The 18,669-nt window shown below is 48.8% G+C and carries 17 protein-coding genes; all 17 read right to left on the bottom strand.

Annotated features, from left to right (window positions below; translation table 11 throughout):
- Window positions 1–23 precede the first annotated feature (23 nt).
- A complete protein-coding gene (gene pyrE, locus U2H13_RS08170; protein ID WP_072176988.1) occupies window positions 24–656 on the bottom strand; it encodes an orotate phosphoribosyltransferase in 633 nt (210 codons plus the stop codon).
- Window positions 653–1,372: an orotidine-5'-phosphate decarboxylase gene (gene pyrF, locus U2H13_RS08165; protein ID WP_109566932.1), complete on the bottom strand. Its 720-nt coding sequence runs from the start codon at window positions 1,370–1,372 to the stop codon at window positions 653–655. The genes pyrE and pyrF overlap by 4 nt, the downstream gene beginning before the upstream one ends.
- A complete protein-coding gene (locus U2H13_RS08160) occupies window positions 1,341–2,276 on the bottom strand; it encodes a dihydroorotate dehydrogenase (protein ID WP_121984415.1) in 936 nt (311 codons plus the stop codon). The genes pyrF and U2H13_RS08160 overlap by 32 nt, the downstream gene beginning before the upstream one ends.
- Window positions 2,276–3,046 (bottom strand): dihydroorotate dehydrogenase electron transfer subunit, encoded by a 771-nt coding sequence (locus U2H13_RS08155; protein WP_121984414.1) that lies wholly within the window; start codon window positions 3,044–3,046, stop codon window positions 2,276–2,278. Before U2H13_RS08155 ends, U2H13_RS08160 begins: the two co-directional genes overlap by 1 nt.
- Complete coding sequence (carB, locus tag U2H13_RS08150) at window positions 3,043–6,258, bottom strand: carbamoyl-phosphate synthase (glutamine-hydrolyzing) large subunit (RefSeq protein ID WP_154817649.1); 3,216 nt, start codon at window positions 6,256–6,258, stop codon at window positions 3,043–3,045. The genes U2H13_RS08155 and carB overlap by 4 nt, the downstream gene beginning before the upstream one ends.
- Window positions 6,243–7,337: a carbamoyl phosphate synthase small subunit gene (locus U2H13_RS08145; protein ID WP_007409730.1), complete on the bottom strand. Its 1,095-nt coding sequence runs from the start codon at window positions 7,335–7,337 to the stop codon at window positions 6,243–6,245. Before U2H13_RS08145 ends, carB begins: the two co-directional genes overlap by 16 nt.
- Window positions 7,334–8,620: a dihydroorotase gene (locus tag U2H13_RS08140; protein ID WP_029973495.1), complete on the bottom strand. Its 1,287-nt coding sequence runs from the start codon at window positions 8,618–8,620 to the stop codon at window positions 7,334–7,336. The genes U2H13_RS08145 and U2H13_RS08140 overlap by 4 nt, the downstream gene beginning before the upstream one ends.
- Entirely contained in the window at window positions 8,604–9,518 is a 915-nt protein-coding gene (locus U2H13_RS08135) for an aspartate carbamoyltransferase catalytic subunit (RefSeq protein WP_014417729.1), read from the bottom strand. The genes U2H13_RS08140 and U2H13_RS08135 overlap by 17 nt, the downstream gene beginning before the upstream one ends.
- A 153-nt stretch (window positions 9,519–9,671) precedes the next feature.
- On the bottom strand, window positions 9,672–10,970 hold the full coding sequence (gene pyrP / locus U2H13_RS08130) for a uracil permease PyrP (RefSeq protein ID WP_103527238.1): 1,299 nt from the start codon (window positions 10,968–10,970) through the stop codon (window positions 9,672–9,674).
- 154 nt (window positions 10,971–11,124) lie between these two features.
- Window positions 11,125–11,670: a bifunctional pyrimidine operon transcriptional regulator/uracil phosphoribosyltransferase gene (pyrR, locus tag U2H13_RS08125; RefSeq protein ID WP_003154392.1), complete on the bottom strand. Its 546-nt coding sequence runs from the start codon at window positions 11,668–11,670 to the stop codon at window positions 11,125–11,127.
- Window positions 11,671–11,858: 188 nt separating this feature from the next.
- Complete coding sequence (locus U2H13_RS08120) at window positions 11,859–12,773, bottom strand: RluA family pseudouridine synthase (RefSeq protein WP_029973497.1); 915 nt, start codon at window positions 12,771–12,773, stop codon at window positions 11,859–11,861.
- Between the two features lies 1 nt (window position 12,774).
- Window positions 12,775–13,236 carry a signal peptidase II gene (lspA, locus tag U2H13_RS08115; protein WP_014417726.1) on the bottom strand — a complete coding sequence of 154 codons (462 nt, stop codon included), beginning with the start codon at window positions 13,234–13,236 and terminating at the stop codon, window positions 12,775–12,777.
- A gap of 101 nt (window positions 13,237–13,337) precedes the next feature.
- The gene (locus U2H13_RS08110) at window positions 13,338–13,709 is read right to left on the bottom strand and encodes a TraR/DksA family transcriptional regulator (protein WP_003154399.1); all 372 of its coding nucleotides are present in this window, start codon (window positions 13,707–13,709) and stop codon (window positions 13,338–13,340) included.
- Between the two features lie 149 nt (window positions 13,710–13,858).
- Window positions 13,859–16,624: an isoleucine--tRNA ligase gene (gene ileS / locus U2H13_RS08105; RefSeq protein WP_376700764.1), complete on the bottom strand. Its 2,766-nt coding sequence runs from the start codon at window positions 16,622–16,624 to the stop codon at window positions 13,859–13,861.
- Between the two features lie 341 nt (window positions 16,625–16,965).
- On the bottom strand, window positions 16,966–17,460 hold the full coding sequence (gene divIVA, locus U2H13_RS08100) for a septum site-determining protein DivIVA (RefSeq protein ID WP_003154406.1): 495 nt from the start codon (window positions 17,458–17,460) through the stop codon (window positions 16,966–16,968).
- 94 nt (window positions 17,461–17,554) lie between these two features.
- Window positions 17,555–18,325, bottom strand: coding sequence for an RNA-binding protein (locus U2H13_RS08095; protein WP_015388260.1), 771 nt, complete (start codon window positions 18,323–18,325; stop codon window positions 17,555–17,557).
- A 61-nt stretch (window positions 18,326–18,386) separates the two neighbouring features.
- Window positions 18,387–18,665, bottom strand: coding sequence for a YggT family protein (locus U2H13_RS08090; RefSeq protein ID WP_003154408.1), 279 nt, complete (start codon window positions 18,663–18,665; stop codon window positions 18,387–18,389).
- Window positions 18,666–18,669 lie beyond the last annotated feature (4 nt).

The raw sequence follows: 18,669 nt of genomic DNA, 5'->3' as shown, positions 1-18,669 counted from the left end.
CCTGAGGCCTGTTTTTATTGTCATTATTTTTTAAACCAATCTTTTGACTCGGGATTCAATTTCCATGATTTCAGTTTTTCAATGTCATCTGAATGTATCGTTCCGTTTGCAAGCGCGACTTCAATCAGCGTGTCATAATCCGTTAACGAGTAATAAGGAAGACCCGCTTTTTTAAAGGCTTCTTTTGCTTTCGGCAGTCCGTATGTAAAAATGGAAATGACGCCGAGGACTTCCGCGCCCTCTCTTTGAAGGGCCGCCGCAGCTTCAAGCACGCTGCCCCCGGTAGAAATCAAGTCTTCAATCACGACTGTTTTTTGTCCTTTCTTAATGGCGCCTTCTATTTGATTTCCTTTGCCGTGCGCTTTCGGTTTGCTTCTGACGTAGCACATCGGCGCGCCTGTACGGTCTGCGAGAAGCGCAGCATGCGGAATGCCCGCCGTTGCAGTGCCCGCGATCATCTCCGCCTCGGGGAAATGCTCTTTCAGCAGTTTGCCGAGCCCGTCCGCCACATCATTTCTCACTTTTGGATACGACAATGTCAGACGGTTGTCACAATAGATCGGTGATAAAATGCCGCTCGCCCACGCAAACGGCTCATTCGGGCGTAAAAAGACAGCTTCAATGTGTAATAGATGTTTTGCGATAGCCTGTTTCATCGGCGAACGCCCTCCCATTCCAGTTTAATTGCTTCATATGCTTTAACGGGGTTTTCCGCTTTTGTAATTGAGCGGCCCACGACGATGGCTGACGACCCGTTTTCTTTCGCAAATGACGGAGTCGCCGTCCGGACTTGATCGTCAGCTGCGTCACTGGCCATGCGGATGCCCGGTGTGACTGTCAGAAATGAAGGCCGGACCGCTTCATAAATGGCTTTTGTTTCATGTACCGAACATACCACTCCGTCCAGCCCGCACTCTTCCGCCATTTTGCCGTAATGCACAACCGTTTCTAACAGCGGCTTATGCAGCAGAAGCTCTTCCTTCGCCACCTGCTCTGAAGTGCTGGTCAGCTGAGTCACCGCGATTAAAGACGGGCGTTTTCTGCCTGCCGGCGTGCCTTCTTCAAGCCCCTCAAGGGCCGCGCGCATCATGCGTGCGCCCCCTGCCGCATGCACATTGACGAGATCAACGCCGAGGCCGGCAAGCCGCCTCATCGCTTTATTGACCGTAGTCGGGATATCATGAAGCTTTAAATCTAAAAATATATCACAGTTCCGTTCTTTTAATTGGTGAATGATGGCGGGGCCTTCCTGATAAAAAAGTTCCATCCCCGTTTTGACAAAAAGCCTTTCCTTTTCAAACAAGTCTAAAAACGTTAAAGTCTCTTCCCCTGATGCAAAATCAAGCGCGATGATGGGCAGGTTGTTTTTCATGTTTCCAGCTCCTTCCGATGCATTCACTTACAGATTGAAAGCCGTGTTGGCGCAGCACACGGGGGAGCTGTTCTATGATTTCCGGGCAGACGAACGGATTGACGAAGTTCGCCGTGCCGACGGCAACCGCACTCGCTCCCGCAAGAAGAAATTCTAATGCATCCTCTGCGGTCTGAACGCCGCCCATCCCGATAATCGGGATTTGAACGGCCTGGCTGACTTCGTATACCATCCGGATGGCGACCGGTTTGATCGCCGGGCCTGACAGTCCGCCCGTTTTATTTGCTAAGATCGGCCGTCCCGTCTTGAGATCGAGCCTCATCCCGATGAGTGTATTAATCATCGTCAGACCGTCAGCACCGGCCGCTTCAATCGCTTTGGCAATTTCGGTTATGTTTGCGACATTAGGCGAAAGCTTCACATACACAGGCACTACGGAAACTTCTTTCACCGCTTTTGTCAGTTCGGCCGCCATGACGGGATCAGTACCAAAAGCAATCCCCCCCGTTTTGACATTCGGACATGAAATGTTAAGCTCAAGCGCATGCACATTCGGCGCTTGGCTGATGTGCTCGGCCACTTCTTTATAGTCGTCCACCTGAGAACCGGCGACATTTGCGATAATCGGCGTGTCAAATTGTTCGAGCCAAGGCAGCTCGTGATTGAGCACATGCTCAAGGCCGGGATTTTGCAGTCCGATGGCATTCAGCATTCCCGCGCTTGTCTCCGACACTCTCGGTGTCGGATTTCCGAAGCGGGCTTCGTTCGTCGTGGCTTTAATCATAATGCCTCCGAGGCATGATAAATCGTAAAATCCGGCATATTCTTTCCCGAAACCGAAACATCCGGAAGCGGGGATGATCGGATTTTTCAATTGGAGACCCGGCAGATTCACTTCTAACATTACAGCGCCACCTCCTCAGCTTTAAATACCGGCCCGTCAAGGCAGACCTTTACATAGGATGTATCGCTTTCACCCGTGCGGCACACGCAGGCGAAGCAGGCCCCGATGCCGCAGCCCATCCGCTCTTCCATCGAAAGATAAACCTCTTTATGGCTGTACTGCTGCTTCAGAGCTTTCAGCATCGGTGTCGGTCCGCAGCTTAGCAGGACATCGAATTCGAGCTGCTTTTCACGGATGACATCGGTGACAAATCCTTTCTCTCCATATGTTCCGTCAGCCGTCGCCACATAGGTGTCTCCGTACGCACGACATTCCTGTTCGTAAAAAACATCCTTTGCTGATTGAAATCCAAGCACATGAATGACGTTTACGCCTTTTTCCGTCAGGCGCTTTGACAGTTCCTGCAAAGGCGGAACCCCGACTCCGCCTCCGACTAACAGCGCGGTTTTGCCGGGTTCAATCCGCCGGACGGGGAATCCGTTGCCGAGAGGGCCGAGAACGTCTATCCTGCCGCCCTCTTTTTTCCCGGACAAAAGACGCGTTCCCTCACCGTCAGCTCTGTAGATAACGGATACTTCATTCGCGGCGAAATTGACGTCCGCAATGCTGAGCGGTCTTCTTAATAGCGGCGTGACCGCGTCACTGACCTTCAGATGAAGAAATTGACCCGGCTCGGTAAGGTGCCGGACAAGCTCTCCTTTCAGCACCATCTTATAAATCCGGTCGGCAATCTCTAAGTTGGATTGAACAGTCAAATGCGCTTTTTTCATATCGTGACTGCCGCCTTTTGATTGGTTTCGGATGCAGGCATATGATCCGCCCGGAATGTCATGCTTTCCAGTACCCGCAAAATGGCTTCGGCCGTATCTAAAGATGTCAGGCAGGCGACTCCGTTCTCAACGGATTCGCGGCGGATTCTGAAGCCGTCTCTGGCCGGCTGTTTGCCCTTTGTCAGCGTATTGATGACAAATTGCGCTTCGCCGTTTCTGATGACATCGAGCAGATTTTTCCCTTCTTCGCCGATTTTTCCGACGACCTGAGCCGGAATCTGAGCGTCTTTCAAATAAGCCGCCGTTCCTTCCGTTGCCAAGATTTTATAGCCGATGGCGTGGAACCGCTTGGCGATCAGCAGTCCTTCTTCTTTATCTTTATCGGCAACAGTCAACAGCACTGAGCCGTAGTTCGGGATTTGAATGCCAGAAGCAATCAGCGCTTTATAGAGCGCTTTTTCCAGGGTTGAATCTTTGCCCATGACCTCTCCCGTCGACTTCATTTCAGGGCCTAACGTAATATCCACTCTTCTCAGCTTCGCGAATGAGAAGACAGGCGCTTTCACGAATACCCCCTGCTGTTCAGGCTGCAGCCCCTCTTGATAGCCGAAATCAGCAAGCTTTTGACCGAGGATGACCTTTGTCGCCAGGTTCGCCATTGGGATTTTTGTGATTTTGCTTAAGAACGGCACGGTTCTGCTTGACCGCGGATTTACCTCAAGCACATACACCTCACCTTTCGAAAGTACGAACTGGATGTTCAGCAACCCGATGATGTTAAGGCCTTTTGCCAAGGCTACAGTGTATTGTTCGATTTTTTTCTTTATGTCTTCGCTTAAAGACTGAGGCGGATAGACGGCGATTGAATCCCCTGAATGGACGCCGGCCCGCTCGATATGCTCCATAATTCCCGGAATAACGACTGTTTCGCCGTCAGATACGGCATCGACTTCGATTTCTTTCCCCGTCAGATAACGGTCGATTAACACCGGATGCTGCGGGTTGATTTTGACCGCATTTTTCATATAGTGAAGCAGCTCTTCTTCGTGATAGACGATTTCCATCGCCCGGCCGCCGAGCACATACGAAGGGCGGACAAGTACCGGATAGCCGATGGATGCGGCGATTTTGACAGCTTCGTTCACCGACACGGCGGTTTTTCCAAGAGGCTGCGGCACATTCAGCGCCTCAAGCGCCTGCTCGAACTTATCCCGGTCTTCCGCACGGTCTAAATCTTCAAGTGATGTGCCGAGAATTTTGACGCCGCGGGCGCTCAATTCTTCCGCAAGATTGATCGCCGTCTGCCCGCCGAATTGGACAACAACGCCTTCCGGCTGTTCCAAATCAATGATGTGCATGACATCTTCAACCGTCAGCGGTTCAAAATACAGTTTGTCTGATATGCTGAAATCAGTGGACACCGTCTCAGGATTGTTGTTGATAATAATCGCTTCATAGCCTGCCTGCTTGATCGCCCAGACAGAATGAACGGTCGCATAGTCAAATTCGACGCCCTGTCCGATACGGATCGGCCCAGAACCGAGGACGACGACGCTTTTTCTTGAAGTAACCTCAGACTCGTTCTCTTCCTCATATGTGCTGTAGAAGTACGGGGTTTCTGATTCGAATTCCGCCGCGCATGTATCCACCATTTTATATACAGGCTTGATGTCTGCTTCTTTTCGCATTTGATACAGCTCTTGTTCCGGCATATTCCATTCCCGGCTGATATATTTGTCGGAGAAACCGAGTTCCTTCGCTGTTTGAAGGACGGCGAGGCTGCCTTTTTCCGCTTTCAGCTCTGTTTCAAAAGCGACCAGCTTCCAGAGCTTGTGCAAAAAGAATACGTCAATTGCGGAAAACTCATGAAGCTGCTCCACTGTATAGCCTCTTCTGAACGCTTCAGCAAGATAAAACAGGCGTTCATCCCCGGCTTTTCTGATCCGTTTTTCCAAAAGTCCGTCAGAAATCTCTCCCGCATCCTTCAGTTCCAGGTGATAGACATCGGCTTCCAGTGAGCGGACCGCCTTTAACAGCGATTCTTCAAGGGTGCGTCCGATGGCCATGACCTCTCCGGTGGCTTTCATTTGCGTCCCGAGCCTGCGGTTTGCCGACTCAAATTTGTCGAACGGCCAGCGCGGGATTTTAGAAACGATATAGTCAAGCGCGGGCTCAAAAGCCGCATATGTTTTTCCTGTTACGGGATTCATCATTTCATCAAGAGAAAGCCCGACTGCGATTTTCGCCGCAAGCTTTGCGATCGGGTAACCCGTCGCTTTTGAAGCGAGGGCAGATGAGCGGCTCACCCGCGGATTCACTTCGATAATGTAATATTGGAAGCTGTCGGGATCGAGCGCGAGCTGAACATTACAGCCGCCTTCAATGCCGAGCGCGCGGATCAGCTTTAATGAAACATTGCGCAAAAGCTGATATTCCCGGTCGCTCAAAGTCTGGCTCGGGGCAACGACGATGCTGTCGCCCGTATGGATGCCGACCGGATCGATATTTTCCATGTTGCAAACGACGATCGCGTGATCTCTGCTGTCTCTCATGACTTCATATTCGATCTCTTTGTAACCGGCAATGCTTTTTTCCAGAAGGCACTGATGGACGGGGCTGAGTTTTAATCCGTTTTCGACGATCTCTTTCAGTTCTGCTTCATTCGAGCAGATGCCGCCGCCCGTTCCGCCTAATGTGTAAGCGGGGCGCACGATAACCGGAAACCCGATCCGGCCGACAAATTCCTCGGCTTCCTGTAAAGTGCGGATGATCTCACTTTCCGGCACCGGTTCATTCAGCTCATTCATCAGCGTACGGAATAAGTCGCGGTCTTCCGCCTGCTGGATGGCGGACAGCTTTGTGCCGAGCACTTCCACCCCGCATTCCTCAAGAACCCCGAGTTCAGACAGCTCGACGGCAAGATTCAGTCCGGTCTGTCCTCCCAGAGTCGGCAGGATGGCGTCCGGCCGTTCTTTTCTGATAATACGCGTGAGAAACTCCGGCGTCAGCGGCTCTATGTATACCCGATCAGCCATTTCCGTATCCGTCATAATCGTTGCCGGATTCGAGTTGACGAGAATGACTTCATAGCCTTCTTCCTTTAAAGCGAGACACGCCTGTGTGCCCGCATAATCAAATTCCGCCGCCTGTCCGATAATAATCGGGCCTGATCCGATCACTAAAATCTTTTTAATATCTACGCGTTTTGGCATACCGCTTCCCCTTCTTTCTCAGTTGTTTCGATCAAGTCAATGAATCTGTCAAATAAATGATTGGCGTCTTCCGGCCCCGGTGAAGCTTCAGGGTGGTACTGAACCGTAAATGCCGGCAATGTTTTATGCTTGAGTCCTTCGATCGTTTGGTCATTGATCGCAATGTGCGTCACTTCAAGCTCTGTCTCATCTATTGAAGAAACTGTATATCCGTGGTTTTGGGCGGTTAAAGCGACTTTCCCTGTCGCAAGCTCTTTAACCGGATGATTGGAACCCCTGTGTCCGAATTTCATTTTTTCCGTTTCCGCTCCGGATGCCAGCGCAAATAATTGATGGCCGAGGCAGATTCCGAATAACGGCACCTTCCCGAGTATGCCTTTTATCATTTCAATGGCTTCCGGCACATCTTTCGGATCTCCGGGTCCGTTAGAAAGCATGATGCCGTCCGGCTTGAGCTGAAGCACTTCTTCCGCCGTTACATTGTACGGCACAACGATGACATCGCATTTTCTTTTGTTTAACTCTCTTAAAATGCCGTGCTTCATACCGAAATCGACGAGTACGATGCGTTTGCCGCGGCCCGGACTCGGATATGCCGTTTTCGCAGATACTTGAGCGACTTGATTTCTCGGCAGTTCCGTTTCTTTCAGCCTTGCAAGAACCTCTCCGACATTCTCCTCGCTTGAAGCAAACGTTCCTTTTAATGCGCCGGCCGTGCGGATCATTCTTGTGAGCTTTCTCGTGTCAATCCCTTGTAAGCCGGGGATATTTTTCATTTTCAAATACTCGTCAAGCGTGTAAGCCGAACGCCAGTTGGAAGGCAGCTCGCACAGTTCTTTTACGATCAGCCCTTTTACAAAAGGAGTGATGGATTCAAAGTCATCTCTGTTAATTCCGTAGTTGCCGATCAGAGGATACGTCAGCGTCACGATCTGCCCGCAGTAAGAAGGGTCTGATAAAATTTCCTGATAACCGGTCATTCCCGTGTTGAATACGACTTCACCCGCGGTATGTTCCAGGCTCCCGAATGCTTCACCCTCAAATACCGCTCCATTTTCCAGCACTAGTCTTCTTTTCATTTGACGAGTCTCCCTTCTTCGTATGCAAGCTTACCGGCAGCCATCGTTGCAACAGGCCAGCCGAAGCACTTCATCTTGTTGAATGGCGTATTTTTTCCTTTAGATAAAAATGTATCTTTGTCAATGGCTGCTTCTTTTTCCAGATCAATCAGGGTAATGTCAGCCGGCGCCCCCGGTGCAAGCGTTCCGTACGGAAGACCGAATGCCTCGCAAGGTTTTACCGTCATGAAATCAACCAGCTGCTTCAGCGTCCACGTCCCGTTTTTCACAAAATGTGTGTACAGAAGCGGAAAGGCTGTTTCTAAACCGACGATACCGAAAGGCGCAAGCTTCATATCCGTGTTTTTCTCTTCTTCTGTATGCGGCGCATGGTCAGTGGCGATGAAATCAATCGTACCGTCTAACAGCCCTTCAATCAGCGCCTCTCTGTCCTCTTTGCTGCGAAGCGGCGGATTCATTTTAAAATTGGTATCAAGTCCCGGGATATCTTCGTCACAAAGCAGCAGGTGGTGCGGCGACACTTCCGCCGTCACGCGGATTCCCGCTTTTTTTGCGTCTCTTACGGCTCTGACGGATTCTTTCGTGCTGATATGACACACATGGTAATGGCAGTCCGCCGCTTCCGCTAGCAGGACGTCACGGGCGATATGTACCGCTTCACAAATGGAAGGTATGCCGTTCAGGCCGTTCGCTTTTGAAAAAGATCCTTCATGCACGCTTCCTCCGTAAATAAGCGAGTTATCCTCACAATGAGCGACAATCGCTTTATTCATTGAAGCCGCCCGTTTCATGGCTTCATACATCATTCCGGCCGTCTGAACGCCGACGCCGTCATCGGTGAAGGCGAATGCGCCCGCTTCATGAAGCGCCTCAAAATCTGTCATTTCTTCGCCGGTTTGTCTGATCGTAATGGATGCGTAAGGAAGGACCCTGACAGATGAGGTTTCTTTGATCCGGTTTTGCAGCCATTCCATCTGCTCTTTCGTATCCGGCACCGGCCTTGTATTCGGCATGGCTGCGACTGTGGTAAAGCCGCCCCGCGCCGCGGCTTTAGAGCCCGTCTCAATGGTTTCTTTTTTCTCGCCGCCCGGTTCTCTGAAGTGGACATGAAGGTCTACGAGCCCCGGTGAAACGAACAGTCCCTCAGCGTCGATCACCGTTTCTCCGTCTTTCGCTGTCAGAAGCCCGGTTTCCGTAATGAATTCACCCGTTACCCGGATGTCCTGTGCCACTTTTTCTCCCTGTTCATTTAACATCCAGCCGTTTTTAATGAGATAAGACATAAGCCGCTTCTCCCCTTTTCACATTGGTTTGCAGTGCTCTTTTTAAGACTGCCATTCTGATATACACACCATTTTCCATTTGTTTAAAGATTCTTGATTTTCCGCATTCCACTAATGTTGTGTCAATTTCGACTCCTCTGTTCACCGGTGCGGGATGCATGATGATGGCATGCCGCTTCATGCTCTCCGCCCGCTTTGCGGTCAGCCCGTATGCTTCCAGGTAGCCTTTTTGGTCGGCTTCTGTCTGATGCCTTTCATTTTGGATGCGGAGCAGCATGACGACATCTGAAGCTTGTATGGCTTCATCCGTCTGAACACAGGTGCCGAAGGCGTTTTTCTCATCCTGCCATTGCGGCGGACCAGAAAACAGCACACGTGCGCCGAGCCTTGTCAGCACCTCGGCATTCGACCTTGCCACCCTGCTGTGTTTGATATCGCCATGAATGGAAACCGTCAGGCCCTGAAAGGTCTCAAATTCCTCTTGAATCGTCATTAAATCGAGCAATGACTGAGTCGGGTGCTGGCCGCAGCCGTCGCCGGCGTTTAAGATCGGAATATTGACTCTGCCGGTCAGATCTTTGTAATATTCATCCGTGCTGTGCCGGATGACGCAGGCGTCCGCTCCGATTGATTCCAGTGTTTTGACCGTGTCATATAAGGACTCGCCTTTTTGGACGCTTGTGCTCGTATCGTCTAAGCTGAGCACGTTCATACCGAGTTTCTTTTCCGCCACTTCAAAGCTGAACCGCGTTCTCGTGCTCGGTTCAAAAAACAGATTCGCAACAAATTTTCCCGCGAGATCGGGGCGGACTGTTCCCTCTTTTATCGCTTTTGCCTCACGCAGCAGTTCTGTAATTTCAGCCGTGCTCAGTTCAGACATCGCCGTTAAATGATTCATGTTTTTCTCCTCCGTTTCCGCTTGAAGGCCGTAAAAAACACCCCGGTCTATAGACTCGGGGTGCGGTTAAAGAGAGAAGCAGCGTACAGCTTCTTCCCGTTATAACCCTTCCAAGCCTCTCTGGACTTTCTTTAAAAGGTTTTACATATGATTTTATTTTTCTGATGCAATCGCGTCTTCTTCATTTGCATGCGGCAGGATAAGGTTCAGGATGACTCCGACGATTGCCGCAAGCGCCATGCCGGATATTTGGAACCCGCCTTTTGATACTTGAATAAAAGCCCCTCCGACGCCGATCACGAGGATGACGGATGTGATAATTAAATTTCTCTTGTTTTCATAATCAATGTTGTTGTCAATCAGCATTCTTAAACCGCTGGAGGCGATAATTCCGAAGAGCAGGAAGGAAACGCCTCCCATAACCGCGGACGGAACAGAGCTGATCAGCGCTGATACTTTTCCGATAAATCCGAAGCATAGCGCAATCACACCCGCGCCGCCGATGACAAAGACGCTGAAAACTCTCGTAATTGCCAGTACACCGATGTTTTCGCCGTATGTTGTCGTCGGCGGGCCGCCGATTAACGAAGCGATAATCGTCGCTACGCTGTCCCCCATTATGGAGCGGTGCAGTCCCGGCTTTTTAATGAAATCCTGTCCGACGACTTTACTCAGCACCATTTGGTGGCCGATATGTTCTGACATCGTCACGAAAGCGACCGGCACCATCGCAGCCGCAATGCCCAATGTCACTGACGGCGTATAGTCTTTGAAAGGGATGATAAATTCAGGAGCGGCGAACCATTTTGCATCAATGACCGGCTGAAAATTGACGATACCCTGTGTCAGCGCAAACAGATATCCGCCTATAATGCCGATCAATACCGGAATCAGGCTTAAAAATCCTCGTAAAAAGATGGCGCAGATAATGGTGATTGCCAAAGTGACGCCGGCTACACTGAAATGTTTCAGGCTGTAGACGAGTTCCTTCGCATTCGGATCAGCATACATTGCCATATTGACGGCTGTGCTTGCCAGTCCGAGGCCGATGACGATGATGACCGGCCCGACGACCACCGGGGGCAGCAGCTTCATCAGCCACCCCGTTCCAAGCTGCCTGATGAGAAGTGCGATCAGGCCGTACACAATTCCCGCCAGGAAAGCGCCGACCATGGCAGCCCCCGGCCCTCCCGTCGCCTTCACCAAGATAATCGGTGATATAAAGGCGAATGATGAGCCGAGATAAGCGGGAATCTGGCCTTTTGTCACCAAGAGATAGGCGAGTGTCCCGATTCCGCTTGTGACAAGCGCCACTGCCGGGCTCATTCCGACCAGTTTCGGCACGAGTATGGTTGAGCCGAACATGGCGAATAAATGCTGCAGGCTGAATGACAGCCAGGACAATGGATTGGGGACGTCCCTGACTCCCAGGTTTACTTTTTTCTTACTCATGGCGTTTTCCTCCCGGTTGACTTTCAAATGGTATAAAAAAACCTCTTTGCTTTTTGCGCAAAGAGGCATACAAAACCCGGCCGCGTCGATCCGCCCGGCTTTGTGTTTTAAAATCCTCTTTGCAAACTCTCTGGAATGCATTTAAAAAGGGTGATTATTCATTTTCATAAATGGCGACCATATCAGTCTGATCAACTTCGCTCAGCTGAACCATCACTTTTTCAGCTTTTGAGGTCGGAATGTTTTTCCCGATATAGTCCGCTCTGATCGGCAGTTCCCGGTGCCCTCTGTCGACAAGCACGGCAAGCTGTATCGATGACGGCCGCCCGACATCAACGAGGGCATCCATCGCAGCTCTCACCGTCCGGCCGGTATAAAGCACATCATCAACCACAATGACCTTTTGGTCTGTGATATCGGCCGGAATGTCCGCGCCTTTTACAAGCGGCTCTTCATTGCTCGTTTTTTTCGTGAGATCGTCACGGTAAAGGGTGATATCGATTTCCCCGACGGTGACCGGATTCCCTTCAATCTGTTCGATTCGCTCGGCCAGCCGCTTCGCTAAATAAATGCCTCTTGTTTTAATTCCTACAAGAATGCAGTCATTCATTCCTTTATTCCGTTCGATCATTTCATGGGCTATCCTTGTCAGCGCCCGCCTGATCGCCTGTTCGTCGAGAATAACAGCTTTTTGATTCACTCGTGACACCTCTCCATTCGTATATAAGAAGAAAAAACCCCTCCTGCCAGAGCATAGAGGGGTTCCTTTCCAGGACGAAGACACACGTGTATCTCTTCTGTCCTATCCGTTATCCTTCTCAGCCTCTCTGGACTGTGTTAAAGAATCTATTCAGCTTGTTTTTATTATTTCAGAAAAGAAACTCGCTGTCAACGGCTATTTCTTAAATCTTCAATGAGTTTTTTCATATCTTCAGGAAGGGGCGCTTCAAACTCAATGTATTCGCCCGTCCGCGGATGGTCAAAACCTAATATTCCGGCATGAAGCGCCTGACCGTTAAAATCAACGGTTTTTCTCGGTCCGTATTTCGGATCGCCTGCCAAAGGAAACCCGATATATTTCATATGAACACGGATCTGATGCGTTCTTCCGGTCTCAAGACGGCACTCTACGAGCGTGAAATCTTGAAAACGCTCAAGCACGTGAAAATGCGTGACGGCGTTTTTGCTGCTTTCTCTTGTTACGGTCATGCTTTGACGGTCTTTTTTATCTCTTCCGATCGGAGCGTCAATCGTTCCGTCATCATGTGAAATCAACCCGTGGACAACCGCTGTGTACTTTCTGGTCACGGTTTTATTGACAAGCTGATTAACGAGTGATTCATGCGCCATATCGTTTTTAGCGACCATTAACAGACCGGAAGTATCTTTATCAATACGGTGGACGATTCCCGGACGCATGACGCCGTTAATGCCGGAAAGGTCGTTGCAGTGAGCCATCAATCCGTTTACAAGCGTCCCTGTCACATGGCCGGGCGCCGGGTGTACAACCATGCCCCGCGGTTTGTTCACAACCAAGACATCCTGGTCTTCATAGTAAATGTCCAAATCCATCGGTTCTGCAAGCACGTCCAATTCTTCCGGTTCAGGAATGGTGACGTTTACCTGATCGCCGGGCTGCATTTTATAATTCGCTTTTACGGATTTGCCGTTAACGGATACCAGTCCCTCTTTTACCCATTGCTGCACTTGAGTGCGTGACCAGTTTTCTCCCGTTGAAGCCAAAAATTTATCAATCCGTTCGCTCTTTTGTTCAGGCTGAACGGTTATCTCAAATTGATTCATGTTATTGCTCCTTCTTTTTCCCGCTGTCAAACAGCATATGAATAAATAAAAGTATTACACCGACGCACAGTGAGGAGTCCGCGATATTAAAAATCGGATAGTGATAATCCACGATGATGACATGAATAAAATCCACCACTTCCTGGCGCGCCGCCCGGTCAATAAAGTTTCCGGCCGCACCGCCCAGCATTAAGCCGAGAGAAATTCCGAGTAACATCTGCCCTTTTGCATAACGCTGTATGTAATAAACGATTCCGATAATCACGGCGATGGTAATGACGTAGAAAAACCACATTTGGCCGGCTAAAATCCCCCACGCCGCTCCCGTGTTGCGATGAGATGTGATATAAAGCACCTGATTGATGACAGGTATGCTTTGTCCCAATTCCATATGGCTGACGACAAGCCATTTGGTCAATTGGTCGGCAATAATAATAAAAAGAGCGATAAGATAATAAAGCACACACGTTCCTCCAGTATACAGTTACTTTTATCCTTTATGAATTTTATCAGTAAAAGATGCCAGAGTAAAGGCAGATCATAAGCGCATGCAAACAGACGCTGTCACTCATACAGCGCCTGATCATATGCATAATCTCCGGGTTCCCAATATGGAAGGGTTTTCTTTTCAAATTGAGCGGGATAATAAAAATCATCAGCGGTTCTGGCCGTCGGCAACACCGCAAGTTTTTCAATCGGAATGGGGGCGCCTGTTTTTTCACAATAACCGTACGTATTGTTTTCAAACTTAGACAGGGCAAGAAGAACGTCCTGAAGTTCTTCTTTTATATGATAGATCAGAGTTGCTTCTTGGTCGTTCATTGAAGGTTCAACAGATGCTGACATTTGAAAGCAAGAATATTCGAATAATCTTGATTGAAGTTCTTCTTTCATCATGAGAAGCTCCGTGTGGATTGCGGTCAGTTGATCATTCATTCATCACAACTCCTGCTCTTGATGTTATGGCTTTATTGTTGCCCCCAGAGCGCCATTTGAAGCCCATAAGATTTTTCCTGTCGTTCTAATCGATGACATTGCTGGCATGTAAAAAAGCGCCCGGCTGACACCGGGCGCTTTCCCATTTATTATTTTTGATAATATTTTTCAACGATTTCCGCATTGCGCAGTGATAATGTCGGATATTTCGGATTGGCTCCGACATCTTTAGAAATGACGCGGGAACGTTCACACATCTGGCCTTCCGCTTTTTCTACGGTCATTTTTCCTGTTGTGAAACTTTGCGCGTTTTCAGGCGCTTCACTTTCGTCTTTTACTGTCAGTTCTGAGACGATAAACAGCTGCGCGATGTTTTCTTTAATGGATGACAAGAGGTCGCGGTTTTCTTTGTTCGGATACAAAGTCAGGCTCGCTTCCAATGATCTTCCGATAATTTTTTCGTTACGGGCTGTTTCCAAAGCTTTCAGCACGTCGTTTCGAAGCTCCATGAAGCGGTCGAACTTTTCTTTTGTCGCTTGACTGTCCGGAACAGCAATGGTTTCCGGCATATCTGTCAGCTGCACGCTTGCTTCTTCAACAAATGATAAGTGAGACCACATTTCATCCGCCGTATGCGGGAGAATCGGCGCCGTCAGCTTCACTAACGCCAGCAGCGTTTCATAAAAGACGGTCTGCATGCTGCGGCGGTCCGGATGATCCGCATGCTCGATGTACACAACATCTTTTGCAAAATCAAGATAGAAGGAGCTGAGCTCGATCGTACAGAAATTGTGAATGCTGTGATAAACCACCGCAAATTCATATTCATCGTACGCTTTTTTCACCTTATCAATCAGCTTATTCAGCTTGATCAGCATATATTGATCCACTTCGCGGAGATCTTTTACATCAACGGCATTGACACTTGGATTGAAATCGAACAGGTTGCCGTGAAGGAAGCGGAACGTGTTGCGGACTTTCCGGTATACTTCCGCAACCTGCTTCAGAATGGCGTCAGACACGCGAACGTCCGCCTGATAATCCACTGACGATACCCATAATCTTAAGATGTCGGCACCAAGCTGTTTCATGACTTTAGCCGGAACAACAACGTTACCGATTGATTTACTCATCTTGCGTCCTTCTCCATCCAGTGCGAACCCATGGCTGAGCACACCTTTATACGGCGCTTTTCCTGTTACGGCTACTGCTGTAGAAAGAGAAGAGTTAAACCAGCCGCGATATTGGTCAGATCCCTCTAGGTATAAATCAGCCGGGCGAACGAGGTCATCACGTTCTTCAAGCACTGCTTGATGTGAAGAGCCTGAATCAAACCAAACATCCATGATATCCTGTTCTTTTGTAAATGTGCCGTTCGGGCTGCCAGGATGCGTAAAGCCTTCCGGAAGAAGATCCTTTGCTTCTTTTTCAAACCAAATGTTTGATCCGTGCTGTCTGAACAACTCAGAAACATGTTCAATGGTTTCATCTGTAATAATCGGTTCTCCGTTTTCAGCGTAAAATACCGGAATCGGCACACCCCACGCACGCTGTCTGGAAATACACCAGTCTCCGCGGTCCCGAACCATGTTGTGCAAACGCTGCTCGCCCCATTCAGGAACCCATTTGGTTTCTTTAATGGCATCCAGCAGGTCTGATCTGAAATCTTTAATAGACGCAAACCATTGCGCTGTCGCTCTGAAAATGGTTGGTTTTTTTGTTCTCCAATCATGCGGATAAGAATGAGTAATGAATTCAAGCTTCACAAGTGCGCCTTTTTCATCGAGCTGCTGTGTGATCGCTTTGTTTGCATCATCATAGAACATGCCTTCAAACCCAGGGGCTTCGCTTGTCATTACACCTTTTTCATCGACTGGGCAAAGCACATCTAAACCGTATTTTTGGCCAATGATAAAGTCATCTTCCCCATGTCCTGGCGCTGTATGAACACAGCCTGTTCCGGCATCAGTTGTTACGTGTTCACCAAGCATAACGAGAGAGTCTCTGCCATATAGCGGGTGTTCAGCGATAATGTTCTCAAGGTCTTTTCCTTTGACCGTTCTTGTCACTTCATACTGATCAAATCCGCATGCTGATGCAACACTTTCGACTAAGGCACTTGCTACGACAAAGCGGTCTTCACCTACTGCAATCACGCTGTACTCAAGATCAGGGTGCACTGAGATTCCGAGGTTCGCCGGAATTGTCCAAGGCGTTGTTGTCCAAATGATGATGCGCTCGCCGTTTTCAAGAACGCCTTTTCCGTCTTTTACACCAAAAGCGACGTAAATAGATGCTGAACGTTTGTCTTGATATTCGATCTCGGCTTCAGCCAGAGCAGACTCACTTGAAGGTGACCAGTTAACCGGTTTAAGGCCTTTGTAAATGTAGCCTCGTTTTGCCATTTCACCAAATACGCGGATTTGCTGCGCTTCGTATTCCGGTTTTAATGTCACGTATGGGTTTTCCCAGTCACCGCGGACACCAAGACGTTTGAATTGCTCACGCTGTCCCTCGATTTGCTTCCAAGCGTACTCTTCGCATAGTTTGCGGAATTCCGCTACTGACATTTCTTTCCGGTTTACTTTTTTGTTTTTCGTCAGAGCTGTTTCAATCGGCAGTCCGTGCGTATCCCAGCCCGGCACGTACGGTGCGTTGTAGCCGCTCATTGATTTATAGCGGACGATGAAGTCTTTCAGGATTTTGTTCAGGGCATGGCCCATGTGGATGTCTCCGTTTGCATAAGGAGGTCCGTCATGCAGCACGAATTTCGGGCGGTCTTTCGTCCGTTCTTGAACAAGACGGTAAATGTCCTGCTCCTCCCAGTCTTTTTGCATGTCCGGCTCACGATTCGGCAGATTTCCGCGCATCGGAAAATCTGTTTTCGGCATTAACAGCGTATCTTTGTAATCCATTTCCATTCCTCCACAACATTTTTCAGAAAATAAAAAAAGCCCTCTCATCCCATAAGGGACGAGAAAGCTTATCTCGCGGTACCACCCTTTTAGAAAAAACGGATCATCCGTCTTTTCCTCTCGAACATCGTAACGTGATGGAACGTCCTATCCTACTCTCGGTTCAGAAAGGAAACTAAAGGGCTGATCTGCATGATTCCGGCCATCCCGGGCTTTCACCTTCCCCGGGTCGCTTTATAGCCTGTTTTGAGTCATGCCGGTCCCTTTCAATCGTCTTTTCATCTGAATTTATGAACGTATTATATTCGAACGGGCCGGAGAATGTCAAGAAAATCAGAAAATTATTCTTTTTCCTCAAAAACCGCGTCGACTTCGTATTCCAGCAGATGATCCCAATCATCGTTCTTCAGCAGGTCGAGCTGCGCCTCAATCAGCATTTGGAAACGCGTTCTGAAGACTTTAGACTGTTTTTTCAGCTCTTCAATTTCCATTGCGATTTTTCTTGATTTGGAAAGCGACTCATTGATGATGCGATCAGCATTTTTTTCTGCTTCACGGACGATCAGCTTCGCTTCTTTCTGCGAGTTGCGCTTTACGTCTTCTGCGGCTTCCTGAGCTACGAGAATTGATTTATTCAGCGTTTCTTCGATATTGGCAAAGTGGCCGATTTTTTCGTCCAGCTCGTTCACTTTCGCCTCAAGCTCCGTTTTTTTACGGAGTGCGATTTCGTAATCTTTTCTGACCTGCATTAAAAATTCATTTACTTCATCTTCATCATATCCGCGAAAACCTTTTGTAAACGTTTTGTTATGGATATCATTCGGCGTTAATGGCATATTGCCACCTCCATTTTTACATTTCAGTACGGTTATCTAGTTCACATTATAAAACAAATACGGCGCAGATGGAGAAAAAAACTGAAAAAACGACTCATTTTTGCCGTTCAAATGTAACTTTCCATTTGTCTTTTTTCGTTTTTCCGTCAACTTTTGCCAAACTGCATCGTCCGAAGCCGCGAATCGAGAGCATGTCCCCTTCAGCAACCTGATAAGACGGATCTTCAATGGCTTTCCAATTCACCTTAACGAGCCCGTTTTTCACAAGCGCCTGCGCTTTCTGACGGGATTGCCTGCTCATTGAAGCGCAGACGGCGTCGAGACGCAATGAAGAAACCGTGTCATCCCTTATTTCGACATCTGAAGCGGGAATGTGAAGAGCGGAAAGCTCGATTTTCTCAAGCTTTACCGGCGCTTTGCCCGCTTTGGTCAGCTGAGTGCTGACAAAATCGGCGATTTCACCAGAGACGATGAGCTGCACGGCTTCCTCTGAGAAAATCAGATCGCCGTATTTCTGCCGCTTTAAGCCGATCCCCATTAATGATCCGAGAAGAGAGCGGTGGTCAATGCTGACGAATTTTTCAGCGTATTGAACGTCAAAAGCCCGAAGCTCAAAATCATCCTGTTCAGGTTCCATATATTCAGGGTATAAAATCGCGCGTTTGCGCTCAGCTCTGTCATATCCTCCGAAAAACGCAAGACCGCAGGCGTCGCCGATAACGGCTTTTACAATCACCTGTTCTCTGGGATCTAAGAAATCAGTCAGCTTCATCCGATACTGGTCCAGGACAATCTGTTTCCATTCAAGCACCTGATCAATAAAAGGCCGCTCGTCTTGTCTGAAGTGCTGGTAAATATCGCTCATGTTCTTTCCTTTCTATGTAAAGAGGCTTGGCTGGTGCCAAGCCCGTATCAAACTGTCGCATTCAAGTATACATTGCGATCATGCGGTATAGGCCCCAAAGTCCCGTCGTGGCAAACCGAAGCACGATAATCGCTACAATCGGGGATATATCCAGCATGGCAATGGGCGGAATGATCCTTCTGAACGGCTCTAAATACGGTTCGCAAATCGCTGCGAGAAACCGTCCGACCGCCGTTTCTCTCGTACTCGGCACCCATGACATAAAGATATAGATGATCAGGGCAAACGAGTAGATGTAAATTAAATAACTCAGAACGGAAAAAATTTGATAAAGAATCATCCTG

This window comes from Bacillus sp. A1 (assembly GCF_042296235.1).
In the GTDB taxonomy this organism is placed as follows: Bacteria; Bacillota; Bacilli; order Bacillales; family Bacillaceae; genus Bacillus; species Bacillus velezensis.
This window is presented reverse-complemented; position numbering and strand designations above follow the sequence as displayed.

What these genes read in the sequence shown, in the direction of transcription:
- pyrP (WP_103527238.1), bottom strand. Translation starts at nt 10,970, where the DNA reads ATGAGTAAGAAAAAAGTAAACCTGGGAGTCAGGGACGTCCCCAATCCA.
- U2H13_RS08090 (WP_003154408.1), bottom strand. Translation starts at nt 18,665, where the DNA reads ATGATTCTTTATCAAATTTTTTCCGTTCTGAGTTATTTAATTTACATC.
- U2H13_RS08095 (WP_015388260.1), bottom strand. Translation starts at nt 18,325, where the DNA reads ATGAGCGATATTTACCAGCACTTCAGACAAGACGAGCGGCCTTTTATT.
- divIVA (WP_003154406.1), bottom strand. Translation starts at nt 17,460, where the DNA reads ATGCCATTAACGCCGAATGATATCCATAACAAAACGTTTACAAAAGGT.
- U2H13_RS08145 (WP_007409730.1), bottom strand. Translation starts at nt 7,337, where the DNA reads ATGAAAAGAAGACTAGTGCTGGAAAATGGAGCGGTATTTGAGGGTGAA.
- U2H13_RS08135 (WP_014417729.1), bottom strand. Translation starts at nt 9,518, where the DNA reads ATGAATCATTTAACGGCGATGTCTGAACTGAGCACGGCTGAAATTACA.
- U2H13_RS08160 (WP_121984415.1), bottom strand. Translation starts at nt 2,276, where the DNA reads ATGTTAGAAGTGAATCTGCCGGGTCTCCAATTGAAAAATCCGATCATC.
- U2H13_RS08110 (WP_003154399.1), bottom strand. Translation starts at nt 13,709, where the DNA reads ATGAATGATCAACTGACCGCAATCCACACGGAGCTTCTCATGATGAAA.
- U2H13_RS08155 (WP_121984414.1), bottom strand. Translation starts at nt 3,046, where the DNA reads ATGAAAAAAGCGCATTTGACTGTTCAATCCAACTTAGAGATTGCCGAC.
- pyrE (WP_072176988.1), bottom strand. Translation starts at nt 656, where the DNA reads ATGAAACAGGCTATCGCAAAACATCTATTACACATTGAAGCTGTCTTT.
- carB (WP_154817649.1), bottom strand. Translation starts at nt 6,258, where the DNA reads ATGCCAAAACGCGTAGATATTAAAAAGATTTTAGTGATCGGATCAGGC.
- U2H13_RS08140 (WP_029973495.1), bottom strand. Translation starts at nt 8,620, where the DNA reads ATGTCTTATCTCATTAAAAACGGCTGGATGTTAAATGAACAGGGAGAA.
- U2H13_RS08120 (WP_029973497.1), bottom strand. Translation starts at nt 12,773, where the DNA reads ATGAATCAATTTGAGATAACCGTTCAGCCTGAACAAAAGAGCGAACGG.
- ileS (WP_376700764.1), bottom strand. Translation starts at nt 16,624, where the DNA reads ATGGATTACAAAGATACGCTGTTAATGCCGAAAACAGATTTTCCGATG.
- pyrF (WP_109566932.1), bottom strand. Translation starts at nt 1,372, where the DNA reads ATGAAAAACAACCTGCCCATCATCGCGCTTGATTTTGCATCAGGGGAA.